Source organism: Ralstonia sp. R-29, assembly GCF_049913345.1.
In the GTDB taxonomy this organism is placed as follows: domain Bacteria; phylum Pseudomonadota; class Gammaproteobacteria; order Burkholderiales; family Burkholderiaceae; genus Ralstonia.
Genome location: NZ_CP184378.1, coordinates 1,540,670 through 1,557,821, shown reverse-complemented (window position 1 = coordinate 1,557,821; position 17,152 = coordinate 1,540,670). Strand labels below are relative to the sequence as shown.

Sequence of the window (17,152 nt, the reverse complement as noted above, 5' to 3'; positions counted from 1 at the left end):
AACAGGAGGGGCTTGCGCCATGCGATTGCCGGCTTGTATTCGTTGGAATACTTTTTGCACCTGCCGCCCGCTTGGACCCCCATGGCGCATATGACGCCATGGGGCCCGAGATTGATCGCCGGCCACGGCCGGCTCATCCAACCACATCAAGATGCCACATATCCTGATTGTCGAAGACGATGCCAACGCACGCGCCGCCCTTGGCGAGCTGGTCGGTGCCGAAGGCTTCACCACCGCGCTGGCCGGGTCGCTGCGCGATGCGCGCATTCAGATGTCGCGTCACAGCCCCGATGCAGTGCTGATCGACCTCCTCCTGCCCGACGGCAACGGCATGGATTTGATGGAAGACATCGCGCCGCATTCCGGCACCGAAATCATCGTCATGACCGGCCACGCCAGCGTGGAGACCGCCGTGGAGGCCCTGCGCATGGGCGCGGCGGATTACCTCGTCAAGCCGGTCAACTTCCAGCGGCTGAAGTCGGTGCTGGCGCGCATTCCGCGCCCGGGCGATCTGAAGGCCGAAATCGGCAACCTGCGTGGCGAGTTGCGCCGCCTTGGCCTGTTCGGGCAGATGCTGGGTAACTCGCAGCCCATGCAGACGCTGTATGACCAGGTCAGCCGCGTGGCACCCACCGAGGCGACGGTGCTGCTCATCGGCGAATCCGGCACCGGCAAGGAACTGGCTGCGCAGACCATCCACGATCTGAGCTTGCGCCGCAAACAACCCTTTTTGCCGGTCAACTGCGGCGCCATCTCGCCCAACCTGATCGAATCGGAAATGTTCGGCCACGAGCGTGGCAGCTTTACCGGCGCCGACCGCCAGCACAAGGGCTACTTCGAGCGCGCGAATGGCGGCACGCTGTTCCTCGATGAAATTACCGAGATGCCGATCGAGTTGCAGGTGAAGCTGCTGCGCGTGCTGGAAACCGGCGTATTCATGCGCGTGGGCACCAACCGCGAGATCGATTCCGATGTGCGCGTGATTGCCGCCACCAACCGCGACCCCGAAGAGGCCGTCGCCGACGGCAAGCTGCGGGCGGACTTGTATCACCGCCTGAATGTGTTTCCGCTGCAACTGCCGCCGCTGCGCGAGCGCGGCAAGGATATCGAGTTGCTAGCGCAGCATTTTCTCGACCAGCTCAACGCACAGAACAACACCAAGAAGGCCTTCCTGCCCCCGGCCATGGAAACGCTGCGCGCCTACAACTGGCCCGGCAACGTGCGCGAGCTGCGCAACTATGTGCAGCGCGCGTACATCCTGTCGGACGACGCCGGTATCGACACGGCCAACGTGCCGCTGCAGGTATCGAGCACGCAGACCAGCTCGAGCTCGTCGCTGACGATTCCGGTCGGCACCTCCCTCGCCAGCGCCGACAAGAAGATCATCCTGGCCACACTCGAACAGTGTGGCGGCGTGAAGAAACGCGCCGCAGAACTGCTCGGCATCAGCCTGAAGACGCTGTACAACCGCCTTGAGGAATACAGCAGCGATGGCGGCGGTGACGACGACACAGGCTCCGATCGCACGCATACCACCGAGGCATAGGCACATCGGCGCGACACGACCTGCTGCGGTACGCCGCTTGCTGACCGTGGGGTAACCGCCTCACGGCGGCAAGCCCACCCTACCGCACAGGAGGTCGCCATGCTGCGCTATGCAGTCATCTTTTTCATCATTGCCGTGATTGCGGCAGTGCTCGGCTTCGGCGGCATTGCCGCGGGCGCAGCCAGCATTGCCAAGATTCTGTTCATGATCTTCGTGGTGTTGTTCGTCGTCAGCCTCATCTGGGGCCTGGTGGCGGGGCGAGGATGACGTCGCTCGTTCTCGTTTTTCCCGATGCCCCGACACTTCTGACACCCTTCCACCCCACAGGAGCGCTAGCCGATGGAACCGTCGCAAACCAACCCGTTCCCGAAATCCGATGGCAACGGCAACCTGATCCGCGATGACGTGGCGCAAGCCGCCCAACGCGCGAAGGCGACTGCCGCCCAGGCCATCGACCGCACCGCCGACGCGGCTGCCACCGCACTCGACGAGGCCGCCGCCAAGCGCGACCAATGGCGTGCGTCGCAGCAGCAGTTCATGGCGGACGCCGTGGATTGCGTGCGCACGCACCCGCTGGCCACGATTGGCTTGGCGTTCGGCGCCGGCTTTCTGCTGAGCCGGTTGCTGGGTGGCCGCGACGATTGAGCGCCGGGTTGCGCCTGCCCGTCAGGCTGGCTACGCTCGAAGGCGGCGCGGGCGCCCTGTGGTTGTTGCCCGCGCCCGCTTCTTCAAGGGAACCCCATGCGCCTGGCTGCTTTCCTGATCAACCGAGATGTGCTCAAGCGCGCCGCCCAGGTGCTGATGGGTGCCGTGCGGCAGTGGTCTGTGCATCGCGCTGCCAGCAAAGGGGCGGCGCTGTCATTCTACACGCTGTTTTCGATGGCGCCCGTGCTGGTGCTGGTGATTTCCATCGCCGGGCTCTTTTTTGGCGAACAGGCCGCGCGCGGCGAAATCTTCGGGCAGATCGAGGGATTGGTCGGCGCGCAGGGTGCGGCTGCGGTGGAAACCGTGCTGGCCGCCACCAAGCGGTCTGGCCACGGCTTGTTTGCTGCGGCCACGGCGGTGGTGCTGCTGGTGGTAGGCGCCACCACGGCGTTCTCTGAACTGAAGGACAGCCTGGATGAGCTGTGGGATGTGCCAACGCGTCAGCAGCCGGGTTTGTGGGGGCTGCTGCGTTCGCGCCTCTTGTCGTTCAGCCTGATTCTGGTGCTGGCGTTCTTGCTGCTCGTGTCGCTCATCATCAACGCGGCGCTGGCGGTGGTGGAGCGCTTTTGGGGCGAGCTGTGGGCTGGCGCCGGGTTCTTTGCGCCGGTGGCGGAGGCCATTTCGTCGGCGTTTTCCTTTGCCGTGGTGGCGCTGTTGTTTGGCACCATTTTCAAGATGCTGCCCGAGACGCGCGTCGCCTGGCGCGATGTTGCCTTGGGTGCGGCCGTGACGGCGCTGCTGTTTTCATTGGGCAAGCGATTGATCGGCCTGTATCTGGGCAGCAGCGCCGTCGCCTCGTCGTATGGCGCGGCCGGCTCAGTGGTGGCGCTGATGCTGTGGATCTACTACTCCGCGCAGATCTTCTTTTTCGGCGCGCTTGTCACGCGCCAATACGCGTTGCTGTTCGGCAGCCGCCAGAACGAGGCCGCCGGGCCAGCCGCGCAGGCGGCCCTGCTGAACCCGGCCTTGGCGGCTAACGCTGCCCAGGGCGCAAGGCAGGGCCGCTAGCCATTGCTGCCGTTTGGCTTAGTCCCGCGTCAACTGTTCCAGCAGCATCCCGGCCACGAAGGCCAGTCCGATGGTCAACACCGGGTGCTGACGCACCGAGCCGCTGGCCTGCTCCGACACGTTCGCGTGCAAGGTTTTGAGCTGTTCTGTGCGCCGGTCAAACTGGGTGAGCGCGGTGGAAATGACGCCGGCCAGCCGATCGATGCCCTCGGCGGTCGCATCTTTCACGCGCTGGGCGGTGTGATCGATCTGCGGATGCAGCGTGGTGACGGTCGCGCCGTTGGCGCCATTCGTGCCGTTGTTGGTGGGCGGCTTGGGGGTCAGTTCAGTCATGCGGGCCTCCGTGGATGAGGTAAGCATCGCCCACTGATAAGCAACCGCCATGCCCCACCGCACTCCGCCCATCCCGCCCAAAAGAAAAGGGCCACGATTGTGGCCCTCGACACGGTGAGGAACGATCCGACTAGCCAACCGTCACCACGGTTTTGCGCGCTGCCCAGATTTCCGCTTGCAGGGCGAGTGCAGCGAGTGCCTGCAGGCTGTCCTGCGGCAGGGCTTTGATCCGTTTGCGGCGGTCGGCGGCACGCTGCTGACGCGCCGCACGCACGCTTTCCGCATCCAGTTGCCACGCCTTGCGGGTGGTTTCCAGAATGCGTTGCACCGCGGGATCGACAGGGGTTCGACTACGCACGATTTGCACTCCTTGCTTCTTCACTTCTTTCCACATCGATTGCACCGGACATCGGTGCCTTCACGACGGCCTCCACAATACGGGAGCTTCATGACAACTTCGATAACACCGTTTCCGAAAGGGTTGTCGGAGCATTCCGACATGGGTTGGTCTCCCCCATCCGGGCGACGGTTCCTAGGGAGTTTCCCCTGCTTGCGGGTCGGGTCAGTTGATCCTAAGCAAGGACGCCGATCGCGTACAATCTCGGCTGCCCTGGGTTGACAGCCCTTCGGGCGCCCCTTAGGCCGTCAGGATGACCCCCGCCGGCCAGCGCACACCGCCAGTGCGCATCCATCCGCATTGTTCACCCTCCCTTTCGGTTTTTGCCCGTGAGTACGCTGCAACAGGAGATCCGGCGCCGCCGGACGTTCGCCATCATTGCCCACCCGGATGCGGGTAAGACCACCCTCACGGAAAAACTGCTGTGGTTCGGCGGCGCCATCCAGATGGCCGGCGCCGTGCGCGCACGCAAGGCCAACCGCCATGCCACCTCCGACTGGATGGAGATGGAAAAGCAGCGCGGCATCTCCGTGACGTCTTCAGTGATGCAGTTTCCGTACCAGAATGACGGCGGCGACTACATCGTCAACCTGCTCGACACCCCGGGCCACGAAGACTTCTCGGAAGACACGTACCGCACGCTTACGGCCGTTGACTCGGCAGTGATGGTGATCGACTCCGTCAACGGTGTGGAAGCGCAGACCATCAAGCTGCTCAACGTCTGCCGCCTGCGCAGCACGCCCATCCTCACGTTCATCAACAAGCTCGACCGCGAGGGCCGCGCGCCCATCGAACTGCTCGACGAAATCGAAAGCGTGCTGCAGATCCAGTGCGCGCCGATGACGTGGCCGATTGGCATGGGCAAATCGTTCAAGGGCGTGTATCACCTCGTGAACGACACGGTGCAATTGTTCGACCCGAACGCCGACAGCGAGAAGGGCGCGACGGCCGGTTTGATCCAAGGTTTGGACAACCCCGAGCTGGATCGCGTGCTGGGCTCGCAGGCAGAAGAGTTGCGCATCGACATTGAACTCGTGCGCGGTGCCTCGCACACGTTCGACAAAGAAGCGTTCCTCGCCGGCAAGCAGTGTCCGGTGTACTTCGGCTCGGCGGTGAACAACTTCGGCGTGCAGTCGTTGCTGGACGCTCTGGTCGACCAATCGCCGGAGCCGCTCGCGCGCCCCACCGAGACGCGCGAAGTCAAGCCGATGGAAGAGAAGTTCACCGGCTTCGTCTTCAAGATCCAGGCCAACATGGACCCGAAGCACCGTGACCGCATCGCCTTCGTGCGTGTGTGCTCGGGCCGCTTCGAGCGCGGCATGAAGCTGCTGCAGGTGTCGACCGGCAAGACGGTGGCCATCAACAACGCCATCACCTTCATGGCGCAGGACCGCAACACCACGGAAGAGGCGTTTGCCGGCGACATCATCGGCGTGCCCAACCACGGCACGATCCGCCTGGGCGACGCGTTTACCGAAGGCGAGACGCTCAAGTTCACGGGCATTCCGTCGTTTGCGCCGGAGTTTTTCCGCCGCGCGCGTCTGAACAACCCGTTGCGCCTGAAGCAGCTGCAGAAGGGGCTGCAGCAACTGGCCGAAGAAGGCGCCACGCAGGTGTTCCGCCCCATCGCATCGAATGATCTGGTGCTGGGCGCGGTGGGTATCCTGCAATTCGACGTGGTCGCGCACCGACTGGAGCACGAATACGGCGTCGACGCCATTTTCGAACCGCACGAATGCGCCACCGCCCGCTGGCTCAAGGGCAAGCCGGAAGACATCGACAAGCTGATCGACAAGGCCGGCCACAACGTGGCGCTCGATGGCGCTGGTGACTACGTCTACCTGGCGCCGAGCAACGTGAACCTACGGCTGACGCAGGAGCGTTTTCCGGACATCCAGTTCATGGAAACGCGGGAAATCGTTTGATCGTCTGAGAGCGATGGACAAAAAGAAACGGGGCCGAGTGCCCCGTTTTTCTTTTGTGCTATTGCTCGGCTGAGCGCCGCTGACGCTGTATCCGCACCCGCACCGCATCCAACCCTTTGCCCGCGTCCAGCACTGCATCGTCCGCAAACACGCCTTGCGCCAGCCGTGCCAATGCGCCGCCGCCGGGCACTTCCACCGCCATGCGCGCGCCGCGTTCCAACGCATGCCGCAGCGTGTCATGCCATAGCACCGGCCGCGCCATGTTCCAGGCCAGATCTTCGACGATGACGTTAGCGCGGAAGAGCGCCCGCGCGCGGCTGCTGCTCACGTAGGTGATCTGCGGCGTGTGTGGGGTGACTTTTGCAGCGGCAGCGGCCAGCTCGGCGGCCTGCGCGTTGAGCAATGGACAGTGCGATGGCACCGGCATGCACAGCCGTGTTGTCTTTGATGCGCCCTCGGCTTGCGCGCGCGCCGCGACCTGCGCGAGCGCCGCATCGTTGCCGGCCACGACGATCTGCCGCTCGGCATTCAGGTTGGCGACATAGGCCGGCGTTGTTGCAGCGTTGACATGCGCGACGATGCCGCTGACCTCCGGCTCGCCCAACCCGACAATGGCCACCATGCCGTAACCGCTCGGGTAGGCGTCTTCCATGAGCTGCGCGCGCAGGCGGACGAGCCGCAGTGCGTCGCTGAAATCGAGCACACCCGCCATCACGGCTGCGGGCCATGCGCCGATCGACAAGCCGGTCACCATGTCGGGCGCTGCGTCCTGCTGAACGAGCGTTCGCGCCACGGCCACGCTCGCAATCAGCAGGCTGAGTTGCACGGCAACGGTGGAGCGCAGCGCGTCTGCTGTGTCCAGCGTGAGCGGATCGATGCCGAGCACATCGCCCGCTTCGTCCAGGGTTTGCGCCGCTGCCGCATCTGTCGGTAGCGCATGCAGCATGCCGACGCGCTGGCTGCCCTGACCAGGAAACATGAACAGGATGCTCATGCGCACGCGCTCCAAGGATCGGCAACAAGGCGAGGGCCGTGATCGGTCTTGAGCATCGTCTGGCGTGGCGAGGTGAGCCACTCGCGCAGTGCGAAGCCGCCGTGGCCGGTATCGATCTGCAGGTCGACGCGGCATTCGGTTTCGTTCAATAGGTGCGCGAGGTGATCGCGTTGCTCGGTCGATGGGGCCTGCGGCATGCGGATGACGAGATCGAGATCGCTCTCCGGGTGCAGCACGGGCAGGCCGCTGGCAATCGCAAAGCCTGCGCCGCCGGTCGGGCCCCACGCCCAGCCCAGTGCGTTGAGCGCGGGCGCCAACGCGCGCAGCGTGCGGAGTGCTGCCAGGGGTGTGTCGGGCGCGATGTCCATGACGTTGGCCGCCAGGGCTTCCGGCGTGACTGCGCGCGTGATGGCGCTGGCGGGGACACTGGCTGCACAGCGCTCGTTGCGTGCGCTGCCGCGCAGGCCAACCGGAATCGATCCATCCGGCCCGCGCGGTGCCCGGCGCACGACGACCGGCGCGCCTTGCAGGCAAGCGGTGATCGCCCAATCCGGCAGCGGTGCGTCGCCCGCCGCTGTGGGTATGTCCGACACCCACAGCAGATCGTGCGCGCGCAGCATCGGATGTGTCATCGCACCAGTGCCTGCGTTGCCAGGAACAGGATCGATGGCCCGAGCAGACAACCCAGGCCCGTGTGGAACGTGGCCACCAGCGCGCCGTACGGCACCAGGCGGCGATCTGTAGCGGCCAGCCCTGCCGATACGCCGCTGACGGTACCCGCCAGCCCGCCGAACACCATCGCGGCGCGCGGGTTGTTCAGGCCCAGTGCCTTCGCCGCGAACGGTGTGCCGACCATCACAAGGATCGCCTTGACGAGCCCCGTGGCAATCGACAGCGCCATCACATCCGAACTGGCACCCAGCGCCGCGCCCGTCACCGGACCGACGATGTACGTGACGGCGCCCGCGCCGATGGTGGTCATGCTCACCGCATCGGTATAACCGAAGGCGTGCGCAACAGATGCCCCGACGATGAACGGCAGCACCGTCCCCAGCAACAGCGAGATGGCACCGATCAGGCCAGCCTTGCGTGCCTCGGTGACCTGCACCTCGAACGCAGTCGCGACGATGGCGAAATCGCGCAGCATGGCGCCGCCCATCAGGCCGATGCCGCCGAAGAGCTTCAGGTCTGCCAGGCCGCGTTCACCGCCGGTCTGCATGCCGCCCCAGTAGGCCAGCACCAGCCCGATCATGATGGCGATGGCTGAGCCGTGCACACGCCCGAAGGTGAGCTTTTTCGACAGCCACATCGACATACCCATGACGATGCCGACCAGCGCGAATGCGGCGACCAACCCGTTGTGCTGCAGTACTTTTTCGAACATTGACAACATGGTGGGTCTCCTCAGGCGCTGGCTTGTTCAGTTTCGGACAGCGGCGGCAGGGGTTGCCGGTCTTCTGCGCTGCCGGTGCGGTTGATGAGGGCGATGCAGATGCCGCACACCACCACCGCACCAATTGCGCCGAGCAGTGCGACGGGACCGCCGCGCATGGCGGTCACCACGTTCTGCGTGGCGGCCATCGCCACCACCACGGGGATGTACATCGCGCCCCAGAAGGAGACGCCTGCCTCGGTGGTGGCGGGCATCAGGCCGCGTTTATGCAGGTAGAGGCGCGCGAAGATCAGTAGCAGCATGGCGATGCCGACACCGCCTACGTTTGCTTTGACGCCGATGGCCTGGCCGAGTAAATCGCCCAGGAAGAGGCCGGCTATGTGGCATAGCGCCAGCAGGGTTGTGCCGTAGATGATCATGGTTTTGTCTCCTGTTTTTGTTGAACTTGCGGCGTTTTTTTGCCGTCTGGTTTTTTGTTGGTGGTGCATCTCTGTTTCACCCCCTGCCGGGGGCGACTCACTTTCTTTGTCTTGCCAAAGAAAGTAAGCAAAGAAAGGCGCGCCCGAGATGGCGACCCATCCCTTGAATTTCTGTCGCAGGGAGGGAAGGGAGGCAAACTCGCTGCGCTCAAACAGGCCTCCCTTCTTTTTCCTCCCTGCAACAGAAATTCAAGGCGCCATCTAGGGCAGGGTACGGCCACACCGTCTGGTGCGTGGCTTGGCGCCCAGATGGCATTTCTCTATGTGCTCGCCTCCTCTGCTTGGGCGTTCCATTGCGCGCGCAGGCGTTCGCGCACTTGCGATGAGGCTTGGCGCAATGGTGCGCCGAGTCGGCTCTCCAAACCGCGCGACGGATCGGCTTCGATGTCGGCCAGTGCTGCTGCGAGTGCGGTCTGTACGGTGTCGATGTCGCTGGCTTCGGGGGTGTCTGCCGATTTGATCTTCAGCAGCTTCCACAGCAGGCCGAGCGATGCAAAGCTGGCGATGTCGTAGGCCATGGGGGGGATCTCCTGCGCGAGGCGTTCGAGGTCGGCCACCGAGCGCAGCGTGACGCGTGCTGCTGCTGCCTTGCCCATGGCATGCACCATCACTTCCGCGTCGTCGAGTGCGATCAGGCGGTTGGCTTGGTAGCCGTGTGCGAGCAATGCGCCCGACATGGCGCGACCGACGATCAGGCCGATCACCGGGTGGCCGGCGAGTCGTGCGGCGGCGTAGGCATCAGCGGCAGCGGCCAGCGCGAGGTGGATGCCATAGGCTTCCTCGCGGCGCCCATAGGCTTGGCTGGCGACATCGATGACGGCGACGATGGCGCGCTTCTGCTCGCTACTGGCGTCTGCTGCCATGACATCGCGCACGGCACGTGCGAGTTGCCAGCCTTCGACCAGGCCGACTTCACCATTGCGTGCGCGGGGGAAGCGGTTTTCTGCATCGGGCACGACGGCGATATAGCGCGCGGCTTGGCCGGCGAGGGTGCCATCCACGACTTGCAGGGTGCTGCCGTAACCGGCAACCGGCGTGCCATTGGCAAGCGCGCGCATCCAGGTGGTGCCGCGCGTGGAAAGTGGGGTCTGGCTCATGCTCGATCCTTTGCTGCGTGCGTTCCGTAGAGCGTGCGCACATCTTCGGCGGTGACTTGGCGCGTGGTGTCGACGGCGGCGAGGCGATCGAGGTACAGGTCGATCTGTTCGCTGCGCTGGTGCTTGGGTGCGCCGGCGCGCAGCCATTCGATGACTTGCGCACGGATGGCGACGGAATCGTCTTCGATGCAGACATCGGCCAGACCCGTGGCAGCGCGTTGTTCGCCGCCGGTCAGGCTCCAGATGAAGGGGCGATCGCGCGAGTCGTATTCCTCAATGCCGGCCTCCTGTTCGATCACCTGTGGGCCGTTGAGGCCCAGGCGTGCTTCGCGCGTCATCAGCAGGTAGCTGCACAGGCCGGCAGCGATGCTCATGCCGCCAAAGCAGCCGACTATGCCTGCCGTGATGCCGATCACCGGGCCGTACGCACGCAGCGCACGGATACCTGCATGGATCTCCGCAATGGCGGCGAGGCCAAGGTTGGCCTCCTGCAGCCGCACTCCGCCCGTCTCGAAGACGATCACAGCGCGGGTGGGAATGCCGTTGCGGTTGTCTTCCGCCGCCAGCTCCAGCGCGCCGGCAATCTTGGCGCCGGACACCTCGCCCATGCTGCCGCCCTGGAAGGCGCCTTCAATGGCGAGCACGACGGCGGGTTGCCCGCCCAGCGTGCCGCGTGCGACGACCACGCCATCGTCGGCCTGCGTGACGATGCCCTGGCGCGGCAGCCATGGTGATGTCAATTGCTCGAACGGATCAAGCAGTTCACGGAAGGTGCCGGGGTCGAACAGGGCGATGGCACGGCGGCGTGCATCGCGTTCGATAAAGCTGTCGCGTTCAATCGGGTTGCGTGACATGGCCTCTCCTTACGATTGCTGGAGCGCTTCAAGCGCTTGCTCAAGCCGCAACCGCACCACGGCCGGTGTCGCGCCGAAGTCGTTGATGGTGATCTTGGCCGCCGGCCACGGATGTGAGCCGAACACGCGCGCAAGCTGTGCCTGCCACGTCGCGCTCATGCCGTTGACGGAGGTGGTGATGGCCACGTCAATCTGGCCGGCGTTGCCGGGGGTCAGCAGCACTTCCAGGTCGCCCGAGCCGACCACGCCGGCATACGCGCGGCGTCCAGCGGGTGCGCCGCCGGTGAATTGGAAATCAAGATGCTCCATGTTCGGTTTCCTGATGAGCGGATGCGATGTCGGATGCGTGCGCATGTTCGTGTACATGCGCGGGCAGGCGGTCGAGGAACAGCGTGGCGGCCAGCAGATCGGCAGCGCCGCCAGGTGACACGTGCAGTGCCAGCATGTCTTGTTCGAGCAGGCGGAAGGCGCGGCGGCCCTGCGGCGTTGCTAAGCCGCCTTCCGCGCGTACCGTAGCCGCACCGCTCTGCACGGCGCGCAATGCATCAGCACCGCCGCGTGCGAGCACGCAGGTGTCGTCCAGCGTGGCCATGATGGCGAGCAAGGCGTCCACCCGTGCGTGGTCTTCGCGCAGGCCCGCCGCGCGTGCTTGGTGCAGCGCAGGCAATGCCACCTTGATTGCGTGCGGAAAGCCTGCGCAAGCTTGGCCCTTTGCCCCGCCGACGCCGTAGTCGTTGCACGCGCGTTCGCCCTTGTGCCCGGTGGAGACGGGTGCGAAGCGATCGGGGATGTTGGCGAGGCGTGCAGCACGGCTTGCAACAGCGGCCGCGCCCAATGCATGCGGCGCCTGCGCGGCAGCCGTTACCAGCAGGCCGAGCGCCCAGATGGCACCACGGTGCGTGTTGATGCCGCCGGTGGCATCGAGCATGGCTGCCTCGCCTTCGCGGCCCAGGCGACCAATGCGTTCGCGCAGCGCCAACGGCGAGTCAATCTGTGCGCCAGCCAGCGCCATCGCTTCAAATGCCGGTCGCAGGGTCTGGGCCGAGTGCACCATCAGCGTCCAATCGAGGTCGTGATGCGCGCCGTTGCCACGCACATCCACGAGACCGGGTTTGGGCGACAGCGTTACCTCGTCGATGAGGGCGGATTCCACCAGCGCGCCCAATCGCTTCGCACGCGCTTTCGGGCTGGCGGGCAGGGGCCGGTTCAGGGTCTTTTCCATTACCAGCTCCGGAAGCGTGCGGGCGGGTCGTACAGGCCGCCGGACCATTCGACCAGGTCGGCGATGCTCTTGGCGGCGAGCAGTTCTCGGCTCGCATCGCCGCGTCGCACGTCGAGGTCTTCGGGCAGGGCGATCAGGCCGTCGCGGCGCATCTGCTCGGTCTTCGATGGATCGTGGCGCAGGCCGATGGAGGTGACGCCCGCGACCGCCGCAATCATCGTGCGTCGCTCTTCCAGCGAGCGTGCCTTGTAGAGGTACGCAATCCCGTCTTCGGTCAGAAGGTGGGTGACGTCGTCGCCGTAGATCATGATCGGCGCGAGCGGCATGCCGCTTTGCTTGGCGACCGACACCGCATCCAGCGTGTCGACGAAGGTCGGTTTGCCGCCTTCCTGGAACGTTTCGACCATCTGCACGACGAGCTTCTTGCCGCGCTCGAGCATCGTCACGGGCTCGGTCATGTCGAGCCACGCGGGCGTGGCGTGACGGCGGCCGCGCGGGTCGTGGCCCATGTTGGGCGCACCGCCAAAGCCGGCGAGTCGACCGCGCGTGACGGTGGACGAATGCCCATCGCCATCCACCTGCAGCGTCGCACCGATGAAGAGGTCCACCGCGTATTGGCCAGCCAATTGGCACAGCATGCGGTTCGAACGCAGCGAGCCGTCGCGGCCGGTGAAGAACACATCGGGGCGAGCGGCCACGTAGCGCTCCATGCCGAGTTCCGTGCCAAAGCAGTGCACGCTTTCCACCCAGCCCGATTCAATGGCGGGGATCAGCGTCGGGTGCGGGTTGAGCGTCCAGTTGCGGCAGATCTTGCCCTTGAGGCCCAGGCGCTCGCCGTACGTCGGCAGGATCAGTTCAATGGCTGCCGTGTTGAAGCCGATGCCATGGTTGAGCGACTGCACGTTGTGCCGCTGGTAGATGCCGCGAATGGCCATCATCGCCATCAGCACGTGCACGGGTTTGATGAGGCGCGGGTCGCGCGTGAACAGCGGCTCGATGTAGAACGGCTTGTCGGCCTGCACGATGAAGTCGACCCACGAACCGGGAATGTCGACGCGCGGCAGGTCCGCCGGATCATCCACGATCTCGTTGACCTGCACGATGACGATGCCGTCGGAGAAGGCGGCTGGCTCGACCAGCGCGGGCGTGTCTTCCGTGCTGGGGCCGGTGTAGATGTTGCCCTGGCGGTCGGCCTTGAAACCGGCCACCAGCGACACGTTGGGGATGAGATCCACCACCAGCCGCGCATACAGCTCGATGTAGGTGTGGATGGCGCCGACTTCCAGCAGCCCGTCGGCTAGCAGCTGACTGATGCGCAGGCTCTGCGGCCCCGCAAACGAGAAGTCGAGCTTGTGCGCGATGCCGGCTTCAAAAATATCCAGGTGTTCGGCGCGGCTCACGCTCGGCATGATCATGTGCAGATCGTGCAGCCGCTGGGGGTTCACCTTGGCCAGCGAGCGCGACAGGAAATCCGCCTGCTTCTGGTTGTTGCCCTCCAGCACGACGCGGTCGCCCGGGGCGAGCAGCGCTTCGAGCGCGGCGACGATATCGCCGGTGGGGATGACCTTGCCGTTGGCGATGCGGCAGGCCGCGGCCAGGCGGCGTTCTTTCTCGTCGCGCCGCTTGCGCCACTGGGGCGGGATGGCCGCGTGGGCTCCGTTGGCCGATTGGGATGACATCGGTTGCATGGGTGGCGTCTCCAGCCTTGATTGATTTTGGTGACCTGTACCGTATGCCGGAAAAAGGCACACTTCAATCAACCTAGGCGCGATTTCATTAACCTGAAGTTAATGAAACAATGGGCAAATCACGGCAAAGTGCTGCGCAGCAAGCCCACGCCCGGCGGAGACAGGACCATGGCAATTGATGAAGACATCACATTGAAGAAGCTGGAGGTCTTCCAGTCCTTCATGACGCTGGGCAACATGGCGCGCGTGTCAGAGGCGCTCGGGCAGAGCACGGTGAGCGTGCACCGCGCGCTGCATTCGTTGGAAGAAGGGCTGCGCTGCCCGCTCTTCAAGCGCGACGGGCGCAAGCTGATTCCGCTGTCCACCGCCTATGTGTTTGCCGAGCACGTCGAACGGATCCTGGCCGAATGCGAAGCGGGTGTGCGCCGCACGCGCGAAGCGGCGGGGTTCTCATCCACCACGCTGAAGATCGGCGGACTCTATTCGATGACGGTGGGCACGTTGCCGCGCATCTTTGCCGGGCTGAAGACGCGCCGCTCAGCACTCGACATCGAACTCACGCTGGGCTCGAACCGCAGCCTGCTGGCCAAGCTGGAAGACGGCCAGCTCGACGCCATCGTCATCGCGCTGGGCGAGCCGCTGCGCAATCCCGATCTGCTGACGGTGCCGATGTTCGACGACGAGATTCTCTTTGCCGCACCGCTCAACTCACCGTATGCCGCATCGGCGGAGATCGATCTACAGATCGTGCGTACCGAAAAATTCGTCGCACTCGGCGATGACTTCGCCACGTATCACGACTTCATGGCCGCCTTCGACAAGGCCGGCTTTGCGCCGCAGATTGCGCTGCGCGTGGGGGACATCTTCTCGCTCATGAACCTGGTGAGCGGCGGCATCGGCTATGCGCTGCTGCCGCGACGCGTGGCGGATTTCAGCCCCAAGGTGCAGCTGATTCCGCTGGCCGCGCGCTATGCGGTCAGCCAGCACATCGTGCTGGTGATGCAACGCAATCGGGAGCGGGATCCGAATCTGTTGGCGCTGTCGGCGGAGTGTCGGTTGTTGGGCGCGCGGTGAGCTGCAATCTCCGACTGCTATTGCCGCAAGCCAAACAGCCCCTGCCAGAACGACTCGAACGCGCTGGCATGCCGATGGGGTGGCGTCGCTTCGTTAGCCTTTGACTCCAACGCTTCGTCGGGGGTTGCGGTCGCCTCGGTGTCAGGCGCGTCTGCGGCGGACACACTCGCCCGCCGCGCTTCCTGCATCGCCCACACGCTGTCTGCGATGCGTGCCGCCAACTCCGTCTCGCAATCCCGACCGAGCAGCACGCCGAACAACGTGTCGCGGTTATGGCCGTCGTCCGCAAAGCGCATGGCGATGGCGACCATCTTCTCGTAGTGCTCTTGCGCGATGCGCTCACGTTCGCGTTGCGCCTCGCGCTCCTGGGCTTCTTGCGCTTCGCGTTCGGCTTGCCAGCGCTGCATTTCCTGCGCGAAGACTTCGTCGTAGACGCGGCGCTGTTCAGCGTCGGAGAGGATGGCGTAGGCCTCGCGGATTTCCTGGAACGCCGCATACGCTTCGGCTTCGCGGCCGGGGTTGCGGTCGGGGTGCCACTTCATCGCGGCGCGGCGGTAGGCGCGCTTGATTTCGTCCAAGGTCGCGTCCGGCTGTAAGCCGAGGGTCGCGTAGATGGTCGTCATGGGAGGGGGCGGCTGCCGGGGGAGGGGCCATCCTAGCATGGGGTTGTAGGCGCCCGATGGCTGATGGTCCGTGTGGATGTATCGACGGCGCAGGCGCTCATCTCTTCGAATGAGTCGTGTTGACCCCACGTCGCTGCGCAGCGCATGCTGCCATGGAGTTGTCACCCTTGGGGGTGCGTGCCGTGGCAACGAAGTCATCCGGCTTTTCTAAAGCAGTCGCCTGTCGGCACGGTGGTTCCACAGGCCGCGACCAGACGCTGCTGTACTTCGGTTGCCTGACGCTGTTCATCACGCTGGCGACACCGGCCGGTTACCTAGTGGATATCCAAACGTCGTATCTGCTCAAGAACCAGTTGCATGCCACGGCGGCGCAGATCGCGATGTTTCGGTTGGTGACGGGCATCCCGGTGTACCTCGCTTTTGTGTTTGGCCTGGCGCGTGACCAATGGAATCCGCTGGGATTGCGCGATCGCGGCTTCTTTCTGTTGTTCGCGCCAACCACTGCGTTGGCGCTCATCGGGATGGCGCTGTCGGGGTTCTCGTACCCGGCGTTGATGGTCGGGATGCTGCTGGCCATGCTGTCGTCCCGATTTGTTGCCGCGGCGTATCAGGGCTTGATCGCACTGGTGGGCCAGGAGAAGCGCATGTCGGGGCGGCTGAGCGCACTGCTGAACGTGGTCAGCACGCTCCCCGTTGTGGCAAGTGCCTTTGCCTCTGGATACATCTCCGATCATCTCGCCCCGCGACAGGCGTTTTTTCTAGCGGCGGCACTCGCGTTACTGGTGGCACTGCTTTCGCTATGGAAGCCGGTTTCCGTGTTCGGCCAAGCGTATGAGGCGCCGCAGGCCCGGAGTACAGATTTCATGGCGAATGTCCGGCGGCTGGTGAAGCACCGGGCCGTCTACCCCGCGGTGCTCATCTGTTTTTTGTGGAACTTCGCGCCAGGCGCGGCCACGCCGCTGCAGTTCTATCTCACGAATACGCTGCATGCTTCCGATTCCGTTTATTCGTACTACAACGGGATCTTCGCTGCCGCATTCATCCCAACGTTCCTGCTGTATGGCGTGCTGTGCAAGCGTGTGGCGCTGAACAAGCTGCTGTGGTGGGGAACGATCATCGCCGTGCCGCAGATGGTGCCGTTGGCCTTCATTCACTCGGCCGACCTAGCGCTCGTGTTGGCTGCGCCCATCGGGCTGATGGGCGGCGTGGCAACGGCCGCGTACTTTGACCTCGCCATGCGGTCTTGCCCGCCCGGCTTGCAGGGTACGTTGATGATGCTGGTGGATGGCGTGCTCGCGCTCTCCGCGCGCGCGGGGGATCTCCTGGGCTCGCACATCTACAACAGCAGCCCAACGTACGGGTTTGCGTACTGCGTGGTGGCGACCACCGTGGTGTATGCGCTGATCCTGCCGTTGATCGCGATGGCACCGAAGGCGTTGATTGCGACTCGGGATGGTGAGCCGAATTCGGAGGTCGATGCTGAGGTGCGGAGTGGGGTTCAGGAAACCGAGCCGACCTAGAGCGCTGCCCGACAAGGAAGCGCTGTGCATGATGTACCTGTTGCCCGCCCGCAATTGACAATGCTTGCGCACCCCACTAAGCTCCGCGCTCAATTCTGTTCCACCCCAACTTCAATTGGTGAATCAAGTGCCCGTAGCCTGCCGTCACATCGCCTGACGCCGACGACTACCAGTTCCCTGGTATCGCGGTTGCCTGCCCGTCCGTACTAAACGCTACGTCGTCTTAGATCGGAACCTCTGGCAGGTGCGGTTCCGGGAGCGCGCACTACACCAATCCTTCGCCTCTCCCCTTCC

Annotated in this window: 19 protein-coding genes; 7 read left to right on the top strand and 12 right to left on the bottom strand. The window is 64.6% G+C overall.

Annotated features, from left to right (window positions below):
• The first annotated feature begins 151 nt into the window (after window positions 1-151).
• The 4 genes from ACN9M1_RS24195 to ACN9M1_RS24180 all read left to right on the top strand — a co-directional run bounded on the left by ACN9M1_RS24195 (window position 152) and on the right by ACN9M1_RS24180 (window position 3,259).
• The gene (locus ACN9M1_RS24195) at window positions 152-1,546 is read left to right on the top strand and encodes a sigma-54-dependent transcriptional regulator (protein ID WP_426399402.1); all 1,395 of its coding nucleotides are present in this window, start codon (window positions 152-154) and stop codon (window positions 1,544-1,546) included.
• 99 nt (window positions 1,547-1,645) lie between these two features.
• Window positions 1,646-1,813 (top strand): DUF1328 domain-containing protein, encoded by a 168-nt coding sequence (locus ACN9M1_RS24190; protein ID WP_426399401.1) that lies wholly within the window; start codon window positions 1,646-1,648, stop codon window positions 1,811-1,813.
• A 72-nt stretch (window positions 1,814-1,885) separates the two neighbouring features.
• Complete coding sequence (locus ACN9M1_RS24185) at window positions 1,886-2,191, top strand: hypothetical protein (RefSeq protein WP_426399400.1); 306 nt, start codon at window positions 1,886-1,888, stop codon at window positions 2,189-2,191.
• Window positions 2,192-2,287: 96 nt separating this feature from the next.
• The gene (locus ACN9M1_RS24180) at window positions 2,288-3,259 is read left to right on the top strand and encodes a YihY/virulence factor BrkB family protein (RefSeq protein WP_426399399.1); all 972 of its coding nucleotides are present in this window, start codon (window positions 2,288-2,290) and stop codon (window positions 3,257-3,259) included.
• A gap of 18 nt (window positions 3,260-3,277) precedes the next feature.
• Here ACN9M1_RS24180 and ACN9M1_RS24175 read toward each other — a convergent pair whose 3' ends face one another.
• Complete coding sequence (locus ACN9M1_RS24175; protein ID WP_426399398.1) at window positions 3,278-3,592, bottom strand: hypothetical protein; 315 nt, start codon at window positions 3,590-3,592, stop codon at window positions 3,278-3,280.
• A gap of 130 nt (window positions 3,593-3,722) precedes the next feature.
• Window positions 3,723-3,950, bottom strand: a complete 228-nt coding sequence (locus ACN9M1_RS24170; protein ID WP_426399397.1) for a hypothetical protein — start codon at window positions 3,948-3,950, stop codon at window positions 3,723-3,725.
• Window positions 3,951-4,318: 368 nt separating this feature from the next.
• On the opposite strand from ACN9M1_RS24170, the gene ACN9M1_RS24165 reads away from it, so the two are divergent.
• Window positions 4,319-5,914, top strand: coding sequence for a peptide chain release factor 3 (locus ACN9M1_RS24165; protein ID WP_426399396.1), 1,596 nt, complete (start codon window positions 4,319-4,321; stop codon window positions 5,912-5,914).
• 58 nt (window positions 5,915-5,972) lie between these two features.
• Here the strand turns inward: ACN9M1_RS24165 and mdcH are convergent, their stop codons facing one another.
• From mdcH to mdcA, 9 genes are all read right to left on the bottom strand, one after another.
• The gene (mdcH, locus tag ACN9M1_RS24160) at window positions 5,973-6,908 is read right to left on the bottom strand and encodes a malonate decarboxylase subunit epsilon (protein WP_426399395.1); all 936 of its coding nucleotides are present in this window, start codon (window positions 6,906-6,908) and stop codon (window positions 5,973-5,975) included.
• Window positions 6,905-7,540, bottom strand: coding sequence for a malonate decarboxylase holo-ACP synthase (locus ACN9M1_RS24155; RefSeq protein ID WP_426399394.1), 636 nt, complete (start codon window positions 7,538-7,540; stop codon window positions 6,905-6,907). The genes mdcH and ACN9M1_RS24155 overlap by 4 nt, the downstream gene beginning before the upstream one ends.
• Window positions 7,537-8,301 (bottom strand): malonate transporter subunit MadM, encoded by a 765-nt coding sequence (gene madM, locus ACN9M1_RS24150; RefSeq protein WP_426399393.1) that lies wholly within the window; start codon window positions 8,299-8,301, stop codon window positions 7,537-7,539. The genes ACN9M1_RS24155 and madM overlap by 4 nt, the downstream gene beginning before the upstream one ends.
• A gap of 11 nt (window positions 8,302-8,312) precedes the next feature.
• Entirely contained in the window at window positions 8,313-8,720 is a 408-nt protein-coding gene (gene madL / locus ACN9M1_RS24145; protein WP_426399392.1) for a malonate transporter subunit MadL, read from the bottom strand.
• Window positions 8,721-9,040: 320 nt separating this feature from the next.
• The gene (gene mdcE / locus ACN9M1_RS24140) at window positions 9,041-9,877 is read right to left on the bottom strand and encodes a biotin-independent malonate decarboxylase subunit gamma (RefSeq protein WP_426399391.1); all 837 of its coding nucleotides are present in this window, start codon (window positions 9,875-9,877) and stop codon (window positions 9,041-9,043) included.
• Window positions 9,874-10,731 (bottom strand): biotin-independent malonate decarboxylase subunit beta, encoded by an 858-nt coding sequence (locus ACN9M1_RS24135; RefSeq protein ID WP_426399390.1) that lies wholly within the window; start codon window positions 10,729-10,731, stop codon window positions 9,874-9,876. Before ACN9M1_RS24135 ends, mdcE begins: the two co-directional genes overlap by 4 nt.
• A gap of 9 nt (window positions 10,732-10,740) precedes the next feature.
• Window positions 10,741-11,040, bottom strand: a complete 300-nt coding sequence (locus tag ACN9M1_RS24130; RefSeq protein ID WP_426399389.1) for a malonate decarboxylase subunit delta — start codon at window positions 11,038-11,040, stop codon at window positions 10,741-10,743.
• Window positions 11,027-11,953 (bottom strand): triphosphoribosyl-dephospho-CoA synthase, encoded by a 927-nt coding sequence (locus ACN9M1_RS24125; protein WP_426399388.1) that lies wholly within the window; start codon window positions 11,951-11,953, stop codon window positions 11,027-11,029. The genes ACN9M1_RS24130 and ACN9M1_RS24125 overlap by 14 nt, the downstream gene beginning before the upstream one ends.
• Window positions 11,953-13,641, bottom strand: coding sequence for a malonate decarboxylase subunit alpha (gene mdcA / locus ACN9M1_RS24120; RefSeq protein WP_426399387.1), 1,689 nt, complete (start codon window positions 13,639-13,641; stop codon window positions 11,953-11,955). The genes ACN9M1_RS24125 and mdcA overlap by 1 nt, the downstream gene beginning before the upstream one ends.
• A gap of 168 nt (window positions 13,642-13,809) precedes the next feature.
• On the opposite strand from mdcA, the gene ACN9M1_RS24115 reads away from it, so the two are divergent.
• A complete protein-coding gene (locus ACN9M1_RS24115; RefSeq protein WP_426399386.1) occupies window positions 13,810-14,715 on the top strand; it encodes a LysR substrate-binding domain-containing protein in 906 nt (301 codons plus the stop codon).
• Between the two features lie 17 nt (window positions 14,716-14,732).
• On the opposite strand, the gene ACN9M1_RS24110 is transcribed toward ACN9M1_RS24115, so the two are convergent.
• Window positions 14,733-15,338 (bottom strand): J domain-containing protein, encoded by a 606-nt coding sequence (locus tag ACN9M1_RS24110; protein ID WP_426399385.1) that lies wholly within the window; start codon window positions 15,336-15,338, stop codon window positions 14,733-14,735.
• 182 nt (window positions 15,339-15,520) lie between these two features.
• Here ACN9M1_RS24110 and ACN9M1_RS24105 point away from each other — a divergent pair, with 182 nt between their 5' ends.
• Window positions 15,521-16,858 carry an MFS transporter gene (locus ACN9M1_RS24105; protein ID WP_426399384.1) on the top strand — a complete coding sequence of 446 codons (1,338 nt, stop codon included), beginning with the start codon at window positions 15,521-15,523 and terminating at the stop codon, window positions 16,856-16,858.
• Window positions 16,859-17,152 lie beyond the last annotated feature (294 nt).

Coding starts and splice junctions, on each gene's coding strand:
- ACN9M1_RS24110 (WP_426399385.1), bottom strand. CDS start 15,338: ATGACGACCATCTACGCGACCCTCGGCTTACAGCCGGACGCGACCTTG.
- ACN9M1_RS24180 (WP_426399399.1), top strand. CDS start 2,288: ATGCGCCTGGCTGCTTTCCTGATCAACCGAGATGTGCTCAAGCGCGCC.
- ACN9M1_RS24185 (WP_426399400.1), top strand. CDS start 1,886: ATGGAACCGTCGCAAACCAACCCGTTCCCGAAATCCGATGGCAACGGC.
- ACN9M1_RS24125 (WP_426399388.1), bottom strand. CDS start 11,953: ATGGAAAAGACCCTGAACCGGCCCCTGCCCGCCAGCCCGAAAGCGCGT.
- ACN9M1_RS24195 (WP_426399402.1), top strand. CDS start 152: ATGCCACATATCCTGATTGTCGAAGACGATGCCAACGCACGCGCCGCC.
- mdcE (WP_426399391.1), bottom strand. CDS start 9,877: ATGAGCCAGACCCCACTTTCCACGCGCGGCACCACCTGGATGCGCGCG.
- ACN9M1_RS24135 (WP_426399390.1), bottom strand. CDS start 10,731: ATGTCACGCAACCCGATTGAACGCGACAGCTTTATCGAACGCGATGCA.
- ACN9M1_RS24115 (WP_426399386.1), top strand. CDS start 13,810: ATGGCAATTGATGAAGACATCACATTGAAGAAGCTGGAGGTCTTCCAG.
- mdcH (WP_426399395.1), bottom strand. CDS start 6,908: ATGAGCATCCTGTTCATGTTTCCTGGTCAGGGCAGCCAGCGCGTCGGC.
- ACN9M1_RS24175 (WP_426399398.1), bottom strand. CDS start 3,592: ATGACTGAACTGACCCCCAAGCCGCCCACCAACAACGGCACGAATGGC.
- ACN9M1_RS24130 (WP_426399389.1), bottom strand. CDS start 11,040: ATGGAGCATCTTGATTTCCAATTCACCGGCGGCGCACCCGCTGGACGC.
- mdcA (WP_426399387.1), bottom strand. CDS start 13,641: ATGCAACCGATGTCATCCCAATCGGCCAACGGAGCCCACGCGGCCATC.
- madM (WP_426399393.1), bottom strand. CDS start 8,301: ATGTTGTCAATGTTCGAAAAAGTACTGCAGCACAACGGGTTGGTCGCC.
- ACN9M1_RS24155 (WP_426399394.1), bottom strand. CDS start 7,540: ATGACACATCCGATGCTGCGCGCGCACGATCTGCTGTGGGTGTCGGAC.
- madL (WP_426399392.1), bottom strand. CDS start 8,720: ATGATCATCTACGGCACAACCCTGCTGGCGCTATGCCACATAGCCGGC.
- ACN9M1_RS24190 (WP_426399401.1), top strand. CDS start 1,646: ATGCTGCGCTATGCAGTCATCTTTTTCATCATTGCCGTGATTGCGGCA.